Annotated in this window: 14 protein-coding genes; 7 read left to right on the forward strand and 7 right to left on the reverse strand. The window is 31.8% G+C overall.

Translation table 11 applies throughout. The annotated features are described in order from the left end of the window. Positions 1–19: 19 nt before the first annotated feature. On the reverse strand, positions 20–715 hold the full coding sequence (locus tag FND99_RS03905) for an ABC transporter ATP-binding protein (protein ID WP_144336670.1): 696 nt from the start codon (positions 713–715) through the stop codon (positions 20–22). A 98-nt stretch (positions 716–813) separates the two neighbouring features. Further along, entirely contained in the window at positions 814–2,283 is a 1,470-nt protein-coding gene (locus FND99_RS03910) for a DUF5687 family protein (protein ID WP_144336671.1), read from the reverse strand. 125 nt (positions 2,284–2,408) lie between these two features. Here FND99_RS03910 and FND99_RS03915 point away from each other — a divergent pair, with 125 nt between their 5' ends. The 3 genes from FND99_RS03915 to FND99_RS03925 all read left to right on the forward strand — a co-directional run bounded on the left by FND99_RS03915 (position 2,409) and on the right by FND99_RS03925 (position 4,485). After that, the gene (locus tag FND99_RS03915) at positions 2,409–3,461 is read left to right on the forward strand and encodes a ferredoxin--NADP reductase (RefSeq protein ID WP_144336672.1); all 1,053 of its coding nucleotides are present in this window, start codon (positions 2,409–2,411) and stop codon (positions 3,459–3,461) included. 133 nt (positions 3,462–3,594) lie between these two features. Continuing rightward, positions 3,595–3,903: a hypothetical protein gene (locus FND99_RS03920; RefSeq protein ID WP_144336673.1), complete on the forward strand. Its 309-nt coding sequence runs from the start codon at positions 3,595–3,597 to the stop codon at positions 3,901–3,903. Positions 3,904–4,050: 147 nt separating this feature from the next. Next, positions 4,051–4,485 carry a hypothetical protein gene (locus tag FND99_RS03925; protein ID WP_144336674.1) on the forward strand — a complete coding sequence of 145 codons (435 nt, stop codon included), beginning with the start codon at positions 4,051–4,053 and terminating at the stop codon, positions 4,483–4,485. Positions 4,486–4,522: 37 nt separating this feature from the next. Here FND99_RS03925 and FND99_RS03930 read toward each other — a convergent pair whose 3' ends face one another. Together FND99_RS03930 and FND99_RS03935 are read right to left on the reverse strand one after the other, a co-directional pair. Further along, positions 4,523–5,533 (reverse strand): glycosyltransferase family 9 protein, encoded by a 1,011-nt coding sequence (locus FND99_RS03930; RefSeq protein ID WP_144336675.1) that lies wholly within the window; start codon positions 5,531–5,533, stop codon positions 4,523–4,525. 40 nt (positions 5,534–5,573) lie between these two features. Then, positions 5,574–6,179, reverse strand: a complete 606-nt coding sequence (locus FND99_RS03935; RefSeq protein ID WP_144336676.1) for a DUF4254 domain-containing protein — start codon at positions 6,177–6,179, stop codon at positions 5,574–5,576. A gap of 110 nt (positions 6,180–6,289) precedes the next feature. On the opposite strand from FND99_RS03935, the gene upp reads away from it, so the two are divergent. Next, positions 6,290–6,943, forward strand: coding sequence for a uracil phosphoribosyltransferase (gene upp / locus FND99_RS03940; protein ID WP_144336677.1), 654 nt, complete (start codon positions 6,290–6,292; stop codon positions 6,941–6,943). On the opposite strand, the gene FND99_RS03945 is transcribed toward upp, so the two are convergent. Next, on the reverse strand, positions 6,938–7,867 hold the full coding sequence (locus FND99_RS03945) for a DUF6427 family protein (RefSeq protein ID WP_144336678.1): 930 nt from the start codon (positions 7,865–7,867) through the stop codon (positions 6,938–6,940). The two genes, upp and FND99_RS03945, sit on opposite strands and share 6 nt — an antisense overlap. Before the next feature lie 142 nt (positions 7,868–8,009). Here FND99_RS03945 and FND99_RS03950 point away from each other — a divergent pair, with 142 nt between their 5' ends. Continuing rightward, positions 8,010–8,240, forward strand: coding sequence for a DUF6341 family protein (locus FND99_RS03950; protein ID WP_089354137.1), 231 nt, complete (start codon positions 8,010–8,012; stop codon positions 8,238–8,240). A 43-nt stretch (positions 8,241–8,283) separates the two neighbouring features. Here the strand turns inward: FND99_RS03950 and purD are convergent, their stop codons facing one another. Beyond that, positions 8,284–9,558 (reverse strand): phosphoribosylamine--glycine ligase, encoded by a 1,275-nt coding sequence (gene purD / locus FND99_RS03955; protein ID WP_144336679.1) that lies wholly within the window; start codon positions 9,556–9,558, stop codon positions 8,284–8,286. Positions 9,559–9,693: 135 nt separating this feature from the next. On the opposite strand from purD, the gene FND99_RS03960 reads away from it, so the two are divergent. Beyond that, complete coding sequence (locus FND99_RS03960; protein ID WP_144336680.1) at positions 9,694–11,004, forward strand: phenylacetate--CoA ligase family protein; 1,311 nt, start codon at positions 9,694–9,696, stop codon at positions 11,002–11,004. Positions 11,005–11,117: 113 nt separating this feature from the next. Further along, a complete protein-coding gene (locus FND99_RS03965) occupies positions 11,118–11,573 on the forward strand; it encodes an ORF6N domain-containing protein (RefSeq protein ID WP_246074170.1) in 456 nt (151 codons plus the stop codon). A gap of 257 nt (positions 11,574–11,830) precedes the next feature. On the opposite strand, the gene FND99_RS03970 is transcribed toward FND99_RS03965, so the two are convergent. Next, a complete protein-coding gene (locus FND99_RS03970) occupies positions 11,831–12,598 on the reverse strand; it encodes a glycosyltransferase family 2 protein (RefSeq protein WP_144336681.1) in 768 nt (255 codons plus the stop codon). Between the last annotated feature and the right edge of the window lie 14 nt (positions 12,599–12,612).

Below are 12,612 nucleotides of genomic sequence, written 5' to 3' on the forward strand. Positions count from 1 at the left end.
CTTTTTGTAATATAGAAACTTAAACAGCAAAAAACGATTCCAGCTCTTGCAAGGTTTCTTCTGAGGTTTGAATATCCTTTACAATTTCGCCTTTATTAAGCGCAACAATTCGATCGCAAACTTCTACAGTGTGCTGTAAATCATGGCTTGAGACCAAGACTGTAACATTTGGATCATCGGCTAATTCTTTTATAATTTTCTTCAAACGGCTTACGGTCGTCGGGTCTAAATTTGCAAAAGGTTCATCTAAAATTACCACTTCTGGATTACCAATAAGTGTCGCAATAATACCCACTTTTTTCTGATTTCCTTTCGATAAATCGCGAAGGTATTTTTTGTTGTTTAAAATTTCGCCATTAAAAAACTCTTCATGTTTGCTTAAAAGCGCATCAATATCAGCCTTATTCTGATGACGCAAATCTCCAATAAAATAAAAATATTCTTCGGGAGTCAAATAACCAATCAGAAAGCTTTCATCTAAAAATGAACCTGTGAAAGATTTCCAGTTTTCACTTGTATTTACCTGAATATCATTGTTTTTTATACTTCCCGTTGAAGGTTGAATTAGATCTAGAAGCAAACTGAAAAAAGTTGTTTTTCCTGCTCCGTTATTCCCTACAAGTCCAAAACTCTGACCTTTTGGAATTTCAAGATTATTAATATTTAAAACTGTTGTATTGTTATATTTTTTTGAAAGCTGATTTACTTGTATCATTTTCTTTTAGTTTAATTGTTGATTCGTTTAATCGTTAATTTGTATTCAATGAAATGAATTATCTCATTATCAAATTGACTACTTTTCTAATTATCTACTTAATTCTTTTGTTTATAAGCACTTATTGTACTGTATTTTTCAACTTTATATCTTTTTTCGATTAAAGAAAAAACCTTGTCTTTAAAAATAAATCCCAAAACTCCGGCTCCGGCAACTAGCGATAATCCGAGGGCTTTGTTGTTGAAATAAAGTCCCAATCCGTAAAGCAGCAAAGGCAGCAAAATTTTTGGTATTGTTAATAACATCGCACTTACATTAAATGCTTTTTTATCGCCAAAAGCACCGCCTGCATTGCTTAAATCTATTGGCGTTTTTGTAAATGCACCACCCAAAAGAACCAAATGTGAATTTACTCCAATATTATAAATTGCTGCAGCTACAATTGTTACATAAATCTGCCAACCAAAATAAAGATAAAAAGAAGCCAAAATTGTTGAAACCACAGTCGCAATTACAATCAGCCACCATTTTGCCATAATATAACCGCGATACGGAATATTTTGCGTCATCATTAATTGGTAATAAGAACTGTCCCAGCTTGGTACAAACTGACCAAAAACAAATAGAAAACCGCCCGAAACAAATATTCCTGCCAAAAGATGCATTACGGGTTTATCATACGATTCGATTCCGCCGGAATAAAATAAAAGTCCGTAAAACAAGAAGAGAAAACTCATGAAAATCGTGGTTTTTGATCTTTTATTTCTTTTGATGAGTTTGATATCATTTTTAAGAAATGTTCCGACAGTTCCAAATTGATTCAGCCATGAAAGATTTTCGGTCGAAGCAATATCTTCTTTTACAGATAGTCCTGCATCGAGATATAAATTGTTTTTGAAAAATTTAAACGCAAAAATATATAAGCCAACCAATACCAAAACAGGAACTAATGACAATCCAGGAATTTCATAAAGTCCCTGAAAAAATGGTGCTGTAAAAGCAGTAATATCAAACAGTTTATAATATTGAGCTGTTCCAAGTGCAATTACAAGAACCAAAAAAGCAGCAAACAGTTTGTCAATATTGCTTAAAATGATATTTAAAAAATTGTTGATGTAGATAAGCGAAATAATAGCGAGATTCCAAAAAAGAATATTAACAACGTCGTATCCTTCAATCATTAAAACAACTGAAAACGGAATAAAAAACAAGGCATGAATCCAATTAAAAAACGACAACGCTGTTTTTCCCAAAGAAAAATGAACAATTGTTGGCTTTTTGAATGGCAGTACCAATAATGGCTTAATATTTAAAACCGGAATTGCCTGAAGCATCAAACGGACTATTAAATCAAATAAGAAATAATAAATCAAGAACCGGTTTACTGTCTGCAAAGGTTCAAGATTCATTTTTTTAAGAATGTAGAAAGCGCCCACACCCATTCCGACAAAAATTAATGAAAAGTAAATCATTAAAAACCCTAATAAAATCTTCATCGCTAGGTTTTTGCCAAATGATGCTGATCTTATAAAGGCTTTCCATTCAAGAAAAATAAACTTTTTAATCATGATTATTTGTTTTGGTTTTTCAGTAAGAGACCAAATGTAGGAAAACGTTACAAAAAAAGTTAAAAAAAATATTTTAGTAAGTGTCAATTACTTAGTGTTTGCTACTTTTGCAAAAAAAATTAATCATGCCTTCATTTTTAAAACTTATAATTAAAGAGGTAAAACGCGAAACTGCCGATGCTGTTTCAGTACTTTTTAATGTTCCTGAAGAACTAAAAGCAGACTATAAATTTATAGCTGGACAATACATAAATTTAAAACTAACTCTTGATAATCAAGAAATAAGACGTGCTTACTCTATTTGCTCTGCACCAGAAAGCGGTGAATTGCGAATTGCAGTTAAAGCAGTAAAAAATGGTCTTTTTTCTCAATTTGCCAACACAAAGCTAAAAGCTGGAGATGTTCTTGAAGTTGGACAGCCTGAAGGAAAATTTACTTTTGAGCCAGAAGCCGACAGACAAAAAAATTATGCGGCATTTGTTGCAGGAAGCGGAATTACGCCGGTTCTTTCAATCATAAAATCGGTTTTAAAAAGTGAACCAAAAAGTTCATTTGTATTGGTTTACGGAAACAAAACTCCTGAAGCAACTATTTTTCACCAAGAATTGCACGATTTGCAATTACAGTATGTAGGACGTTTTTTCATTCATTACGTTTACAGTCAGGCAAAAGCTGAAAATGCTTTATTTGGAAGAATTGAGAAATCGGCGGTGAATTTTGTGCTGAACAATAAACATAAAGAACTTCAATTTGATAAGTTTTTCTTGTGTGGCCCAGAAGAAATGATCAACACGGTTTCGAATATTTTAAAAGAAAAAAATGTAAAAGAGTCAGCTATTAAATTTGAGCTTTTTACATCTTCTTCAGAAGAACATGTAATTCAGGGTTCTCAAGAAGGTCATACAAAAATCACCGTTTTAGTTGATGATGAAGAGGTTACTTTTGAAATGTCTAAAAAACAAACCATTCTTGATGCTGCTTTAAAACAAGGCGTTGACGCTCCTTATTCTTGCCAAGGCGGGATTTGCAGTAGCTGTTTAGGACGCGTTACAGCAGGTTCTGCTGAAATGACAAAAAATTCAATTTTAACGGATGGCGAAATTGCAGAAGGTTTGATTTTGACTTGCCAAGCGCACCCAACTTCAGATACTATTTATGTTGATTACGACGACGTGTAAGTAATTGAATCATAAAAAATATAAATTTCAAATTCCAATTTTCTATTGGGATTTGGAATTTTTTTTGTTTGATTTTTATTACAATATTTGCCTAATTGGAATTTGGATTTAAAAATTGAAAATAAATTGTTTTATGAAATCTGTACGGGAAATTTTTAGAAATAAAGAATATCTACTGGATGAACCAGAGGTTGTCAAACTTGTTGATTATTGTGAAGAACTGCAAGACGAGATTGTAGAATTCAAATTTCAGAAAACCAACAACAAAGAACTAGCCATGCTCGATATGCTCAAAGAAGTTATAAAAGGATGCAATGCTATTCAAAAAGAACAAATAGAATTTGAACGATTTGGTTATGAGGCGCCTGACTATGAAGCAACAATTTCAAATCTTAAAGATTATATTTATAGTAGATGCAAGGAAGAAAAGATTTATTTGTAGTTAGAATTATAAAAAAATCAGTTTTTTATTAAAATATTGCCAAATTTTTATTATATTAGAGGTGAAATTATAGTAATCTCATTCTCATGGTTTGAGAATTTGTAGAGCTAAATCGGAATTGTCAATACATTTAAAACTTTAAATATCATGACAGCGCACGTACACCACTTTCATTTATCACTTTTCATCATGTTGCTTGTATCTGCTTCGTTATGCGTACTGGCAGTTATAATTAAAATGAGAAACAAAAAAGGTCCTAAGCTGCTCGAAAAAGAAAAATACAATGCAACTATGACCGAAAAAATGGTAGAAGTAAAAAATACAGATTCAAGTATTTTTAATATCTGGCCATATGTAAGCAAACTTAAATCTGCTAAAATTTTATCTAAAAAAATTAAAGATCACGACTTGATTTATAAAATTTACAGAGATTCTTCAGAAAAATTCGAACATATTATATTGTCAACCGAAGACAAAAATAACTTTGTCACAATTATAGTGAATAAAAAAAGAAAAAAAACATTAGGATATTCGCTCCTTGATTCTAAAGAACGATACGATTTAAGCAAGAAAATAGCTTAAAACAAAAAAAAACTTCTCCACAAAGAGAAGTTTTTTTTTATGAAAGTTGTTCGACAACTTTATCAATAATTTTTTTTGGCAAAATCGTTCGCATAGCATCTTCGTAACCTTCCACCACTTTATTTCCGTAAACAGATGTTGGCAGTTTTGGATACTGATTTCGGTCTGAAGTCAAAGCGTTTTCTATACTTTGATTAAATGGCAAAAATCCTGCGTACGGATGTGTTGCACCCCAAAGCGTAACAACTTTTACACCCAGCATTGCGGCAATATGTGCATTTCCAGAATCCATAGAAAGCATTATGTCAAGATTGCTGATTAGTTTTAATTCCTGCTGAAATTTAATTTTTCCGGCTACATTTATTACATTTTTAAAAGGCTGCGAAAGCGAATCTAAAATCTCGATTTCTTTTTTTCCACCTCCAAAAAGCAAAATGGTTTGATCTTTATTTTCGGCTAATTTTTCGATTACTTTCTGCATCAAATCTAAAGGATAAACCTTAGAATCGTATTGCGCAAAAGGTGCAATTCCAATTAATTTTTGATAATTTTCACCAACTAAATCAGTAATTTCTGCGCTTAAAACTGCTTTTTTAGGAAACTCTGGATTATTCAAATTTATAGGAAAACCCAATTCTTCAAACACTTTTGCATGTCTTTCGAACATCGTTGGCAATTGTTTAAAAATCTTGTTTTCGGGTCTTGTCAATTCTTTTTTTCCTTCTCTTCCTTTATCAACAGTTGCTCTTTTTTTTCCGCTTAAAGCGAAAAGCAAACTCACGACTTTAGATCGTAAAACATTATGAAGATCTGCAAAAGCATCAATATCAAGCTTTTTTAAATCTTTAAATAATCGTAAAAGCCCGAAGAAACCTTTATGTCTTTCTTTTTCATCAAAAGCAAAAAAATCAAGATTCGGAATTCCTTCAAAAAAAGGCTTAAAAAATGGACGTGAAACAACGGTCAATTTTACCTCAGGATACTGCTTTACAAAAGCTCGTAAAACAGGAACCGTCATGGCGACATCTCCCATTGCGGATAGTCTCATGACGGCTATGTGTTTAATTTTGGTAGACAAGTCGGCCAAATTATTTTTTATTTTGATACAAAACTGGATTCAATTCATCATCGTTGTACATTTTCATTTGTTTGTACACTTTCATGAATTTTTCTCCATTTTCAATATCTGTCAACAATTCTTCAATTGCTGTAGATAAATCAGTTCTTTGCTCTAAAAGTACATTTAGTTTTTCCTGACATTTATCTCTGTGTTCTTGCGAAGCCTCAGCACGTGTAGCTTCTTCGTGCATATGATAAATTTTTAAAGCCAAAATCGACAATCTATCAAATGCCCAAGCCGGACTTTCAGAATTGATTTTTGCTCCGTCTTTTGCTTTTATATGACTGTATTTCTGCAAGAAGTAACTGTCGATGTATTCCACCATATCAGTTCTTTCCTGATTTGAAGCATCAATTTTTCTTTTTAAAGTTAATGCCGCAACTGGATCAATTTGCGGATCACGAATAATATCTTCAAAATGCCATTGAACAGTGTCAATCCAGTTTTTAAGATATAATAAATGTTCAAACTTATCTTTTGGATAAGGATTATTTATTGGCTGATCAACACTATCAAATTGATGATAATCTTTGATGCTTTGTTCGAAAACAGAATACGCTAATTTTGAAAACATGTCTTTAATTATTAGAGACACAAAGATACTTTTTATACTTTTATACTGTGAAAAAAACTATTATTTTTTCGTTTTGTGTTAAAAACAATAAATTATTATAAAACTTACTTATGAAAATTCATTATATATCTGAAAACAATAGTGTACTGAATCATTTTTTAGGCCAAATAAGAAATGTAAATGTTCAGAACGACAGCATGCGTTTTAGAAGAAATATAGAACGAATTGGCGAAATAATGGCGTATGAACTGAGCAAAAGTTTGCCTTACAAAAATGTCGAAATTCAAACGCCGCTTGGCATCAAAAAAACAACTGAAATTGCTTCAGATATTGTTTTGTGTCCGATTTTAAGAGCTGGATTGCCGCTTCATAACGGTTTTTTGAATTATTTTGATCATGCCGAAAACAGCTTTGTTTCGGCTTGTAGATTTCATCCAAATAATGATGATGAATTTGAAATTCTAGTTGAATATCAGGCGATTTCAAACCTCAACAATAAAACCGTTTTATTGCTTGATCCAATGCTAGCAACCGGACAATCGATCGTAGCGGTTCATGAAAAATTGATGCAGAATGCCACTCCTGCTGAATTTCATATTGTAGTAGTTATTGCCGCTCCAGAAGGCGTCGCTTTTTTAGAAAAAAATCTCCCTGACAATTGCCATTTATGGGTTGCCGCTCTTGACGAGAAGCTAAATGAAAAAAATTATATTGTTCCCGGACTTGGCGATGCTGGTGATCTTGCCTACGGAAGCAAATTATAACTGAGAGAAAAAAGTAAATAAACTGCAGCAAATCAATACATAAAAAACAATTTCGTTGTTTAATTTTTGCTGCATATATTCTACGTGGCTCGATGCCATAATCGTTAATGGCGTAATGCTAAACAACAGTAAATCATTGCTTTTATTTGGCGAAAGCACAAAAACAAAAGCTGCAATAAAAAAACAAGCTACGATTTTTTTGTATGAAGTATGTACAATTTGTGGTCTGTTTGACAATGTTGATAACATTGAAACTATAAAAAACAAAGCAACAGCAACGTATATTGAAAGTGCTCCGTTTTCGTAATTATTTTTAAAATAATCGATTCTTAAATCGATTACGGCTCTTTTTTCAAAAAATGCAATGGCATCAAAATGAAATAACAGCGACACCATAAAAAAGATTAATCCAACTGCTAAAACTGCTACAAAAGGCAAAACCCAGTTTCTATAATCGCGTGAAACGTGAAAAATAATAGAAATAAATACTAAAATAAGGAAAAGAATACACCAAAATTGAAATAAAGAGGCTACTAAAATCCAAAAAGAAGCATCAAATATTTTTTCTTTTGAGGCTTTTAATGACTGAAGCGAAATTAATCGGCGAAGCGCAAGCAGCACAAAAAAGTTGGCATATATTACATTCGAATCATTAAAAATAGTGGGGAAAAACAAGATAAACAATAAATAAAAAAATATCGTGTATCCGTTGTCTTTGCTGAGTCCGTTCTTTTTTGCGATAAAATTAATCAGGAAAAAAGAAGCTAAAATAAAGCACAGCAAACTTACTTTTTGGAAAGCCAAAAAATAATTAGTAATCCAAGTTGGATCTTGAATTTGAAACAGAAAAAAGAAAACCAGTATTAAAATTACAACCAAAGAATAATTTAATGGCGTAGATTTTTTAAAAACACTTGTTATCATAAGGATATTTTATACTTTTGTGATTGTAAAGATAATACTTGTTTAAAATGAAAAACCGAACAAGTAGAAAAAAGATTCTATTAAATGAATTTTGTCTTCAAAGCATTACACAACAATAAATAACATATAATTTTAAAAAATTATGACAGCTTTTTTCGAAGGAATTCAATACTTATTCGTTAACATTTTGTTTGCTCCACTTGACTTTTTACGTCATTTAGAATTGATCACGTGGTTTGGCGCAAACACTATTAACTGGATTTTCATGACCATCTGTGCGTGTGCAATCGTTTATTGGATTAAACAATTACGCATTTTTGATGATGCTGGAACAGAAAACCAAGATACAACGGCTCACTCATTTTTAAAATAATAAACCAAACCCTTTAATTAAAAAGGGCTGGTTAATTTATTTTTTAGATTAAATCGAAACCGATATCTTTTCTAAAATACATCTTATCAAAACTTAGTTTATCTATGTTTTGGTAAGATTTTTTTATTGCCTGTTGGAAATCATCTCCATATGATGTTACAGCCAAAACACGTCCTCCATTAGTAACGACATTTTCGTTATCTAATTTTGTTCCTGCGTGAAAAACTATAGAATCTGTAATATTTTCTAATCCAGAAATTACTTTTCCTTTTTCGAAATCTTCAGGATATCCGCCAGAAACAACCATTACAGTTGTTGCACTTCTTGGATCAACTTCTAAATTAAAGTCTCCTAATTTTTGATCCGCAACCGAAAGGAACAACTCAACCAAATCAGATTTTAATCTAGGAACCACAACTTCTGTTTCAGGATCTCCCATTCTCACGTTGTATTCAATAACAATTGGTTCGCCTTTCACATTGATCAAACCAATGAATACAAACCCTTTATATTCGATTCCGTCTTTCTGGAAACCTTCGATTGTTGGTTTTACGATACGAGTTTCGATTTTTTCCATCAAAACAGCATCTACGTAAGGAACTGGAGAAACTGCTCCCATTCCGCCTGTATTTAAACCTGTATCGCCTTCACCAATTCGTTTGTAATCTTTTGCCGTTGGAAGAATTTTATAGCTTTTTCCGTCAGTCAAAACGAAACAACTTAATTCAATTCCGTCTAAGAATTCTTCGATAACAACTTTTGCACTTGCTGTTCCAAATTTTGCGTGAACCAGCATGTTTCTTAATTCTGTTTTTGCTTCTTCAAGATCGTGAATAATCAAAACCCCTTTTCCAGCTGCTAAACCATCTGCTTTTAAAACATAAGGTGGTTGCAATGTTTCAAGAAACTTGCATCCTTCTTCAACTGTTTCAGCAGTAAAACTATCGTATGCAGCAGTTGGGATATTATGTTTCATCAAGAATTCTTTAGCAAATTCTTTACTTCCTTCTAATTGTGCTCCCAATTTTGATGGTCCAATTACCGGAATATGTTTTAGACTTTCGTCGTTTTTAAAATAATCATAAATACCTTTTACCAATGGATCTTCAGGTCCTACAACTACTAAACTTATATTTTCTTTAAGTACTAATGCTTTTACAGCTTCAAAATCAGTTGCTGATATTGCAACATTTTCAGCGATTGCGGCAGTTCCTGCATTTCCTGGAACTACAAAAAGTTTTTCGCAAAGCGGACTCTGAGTCATTTTCCATGCAAAAGCATGCTCTCTTCCGCCTGATCCCAATAATAAAATTGTCATGGTGTTGTTGTATTTAGTTGTGGTGCAAAAATACTTGCTTTTGAACGTAAAAAATAATTAAATCTTCAAAAAATTGTTGGTTCTGCCCTGTTAGTAATTCCTAAACATTATTTTTGACGAAAATTATCTCGAAAAATGATTCGTCTTTTTGATCTTTCGCTCAAACTAAACGGTTTTCCAATTAAGGAAGCTAAAGCCGAATTGGATCAAATTATTCATTTTTCTAAAGAAGGACATGCTTCGTTTCTGGAAAATAAAAAGAAGGAAATTGTTGATTTTCATTTGAAAAACAATTCTTTTTACGCCGAATTAGCCGGAAATACAACTGCTGAAAATTGGGAAGATTTACCGATTTTAAACAAACAAAATCTTCAAAAACCGCTTGAAGAAAGGCTTTCAAAAGGTTATTCTAAAAAAAACATTTACCTCAACAAAACCTCCGGATCTAGCGGAACTCCTTTTGTTTTTGCTAAAGATAAATATTCGCATGCATTGACTTGGGCTTCGAATATTATGCGTTTTGGATGGTTCGGAATTGATTTTAATCATTCGTATCAAGCACGTTTTTATGGAATTCCTATGGATTTTATTGGATACCAGAAAGAACGTTTCAAAGATTTCCTGACGCATCGTTTTCGTTTTCCTGTTTTTGATTTATCTGACGAAATTCTCGAAAAATTTCTGAAGAAATTCAGAACAAAAAAATTCGATTATATCAACGGTTATACAAGTTCGATTGTACTATTCGCTAAATTTTTAGAGCAGAAAAATATCATCTTAAAAGAAATTTGCCCGACTCTAAAAGCGTGTTTTGTCACTTCCGAAATGCTTTTTGAATCGGATAAAAAATTATTGGAAAAACAATTTGGCATTCCGATTATCAACGAATATGGCGCATCTGAATTGGATTTAATTGCTTTTGAAAATCCAAAAGGCGAATGGCAAGTTAACGCTGAAACACTTTTTGTAGAAATTTTAGATGAAAATAATAATGTTCTTCCTTATGGAAAAGAAGGCAAAATTGTAATCACTTCACTCTACAATAAATCTAATCCTTTTATTAGATATGAAATTGGCGACATCGGAATTTTAGACGAAAAAAGCACGCCTCAAAAACCAATTCTAAAAAAACTAATTGGAAGAACCAACGACGTTGCAATTCTTCCAAGCGGGAAAAAATCGCCAGGTCTGACGTTCTATTACGTAACCAAAAGTATTATTGAAGATGATGGAAATGTAAAAGAATTTATCATCAAACAAACCAAAATTGATACTTTCGAAATTGAATATGTCGCTGAAAAAGAACTAGTTTCAGAACAAGTTCAAAAAATAAAAGAAGCTATCGATTTATATTTGGAACCCAATTTAAACTTCACTTTTACTCGAAAAATAGTTTTAGAAAGAACCAATCGTGGAAAATTAAAACAGTTTAAATCATATTTGTAAATATAAGCAAAATCTTACATTTGTTTTTCTAATTAAAAACTTATGGAAGATCACTCTTTACTTTCTGAAGAAACAATTTCTAATAAAATATATTTTATCCGTGGTCAAAAGTGATGCTTGATCGTGATTTGGCATTACTTTATGGAGTTGAGACACGAATTTTAAACCAAGCAGTTAAAAGGAACATATCTAGATTTCCAGAAGATTTTATGTTTGAACTCAATAAATCAGAATTTGAAAATTGGAAATCACAAATTGTGATTTCCAATTCTGAAAAAATGGGTTTACGTAAAATTCCAACAGCTTTCACTGAACATGGCGTTTTAATGCTGTCAAGCATTCTAAAAAGCGACAAAGCCATTCAAACTAATATTCAAATCATGCACATTTTCACGAAAGTGAGACAAATGCTTTTAGACACAACTGAAATTAAAGTCGATATTTTGCAGATTCAGAAGAAGTTAGAAAATCATGATAAAAATATTGAATTAGTATTCTCCTATTTAGATGAATTAACTGAGAAGAAAGAAAATGAATCTGAACGAGTGAAGATTGGCTATAAAAAATAGTTCTTTAAGATCACAAATTGTGATCTTAAAAACTTGATGTCACAAATTGTGACATCAAGTTTGTCATTTATATTATGATTTGAAAAAATTGGAAGTCACAAATTGTGACTTCCAATTCTAAGCGAAATTCTTTAAGGTCGCAATTTGCGACCTTAGAAATCGAAACGTACTTTTAAAAAAATTGGAGGTCACAAATTGTGACCTCCAATTCTAAATGAAATTCTTCAAGGTCGCAATTTGCGACTTCAAGTTGAATTTTAAATATTCTTTATATATTTTGGTTTGATAATCAACTGAGTAAATAAAAACCTCATCATCAACAAAACAGAAAAAACAAAATTATATCCGTGAAATTCTCTGTAAACTCCAAAATTGTGTTTTATTAATTTGAATTTTGATGACGAAATAGAATCTCTTCTAATTCTGTAAAATGCTAACGATTCTGGGATAGCTTCTGCGGTTTTTATTTGTTTTAAAATCGTGAGCCATAATCGCCAATCTTGCCTTTTTTGAGACGATTCTAATTTGATTTTTCCGAAGAAATCTGTATCGTAAATTGCGGTTAAATTCCCAACGTAATTACAGAAAAACAATTGGTTATAAGTAAGCGGAACCGGAGTTTCAACTCTTCTTTTTAGATTATTTCCGTCATCGTCAATACAATCGTAAAAACTAAATGTAAACGGCAAATTTTTTGTCTTTAAAAAATGAATCTGTTTTTCCAATTTCTCAGGAAACCATAAATCATCAGCATCTAAATAGGCAATGTATTTTCCGGAAGCTTTTTCTAAAGCAATATTCCTAGCGAAACCGTTTCCTGAATTTTTTTCTAATTTGAATAATTTGATTCGGGAATCATTTTTGGCAAATTCCTCAATTATAGCAACTGTTTGATCTGTTGACGCATCATCAACCAAAATCATTTCCCAATTGGAATAGGTTTGATTTTGAACCGATTGCAAGGTTTCTCTAATGAACTTTTCAGTATTGTATGTCGGAATTAAAATAGATACTAAATGGTTCATTAGATGTATAATGC

It is taken from the genome of Flavobacterium daemonense, from assembly GCF_007341385.1.
Taxonomy (GTDB): domain Bacteria; phylum Bacteroidota; class Bacteroidia; order Flavobacteriales; family Flavobacteriaceae; genus Flavobacterium; species Flavobacterium daemonense.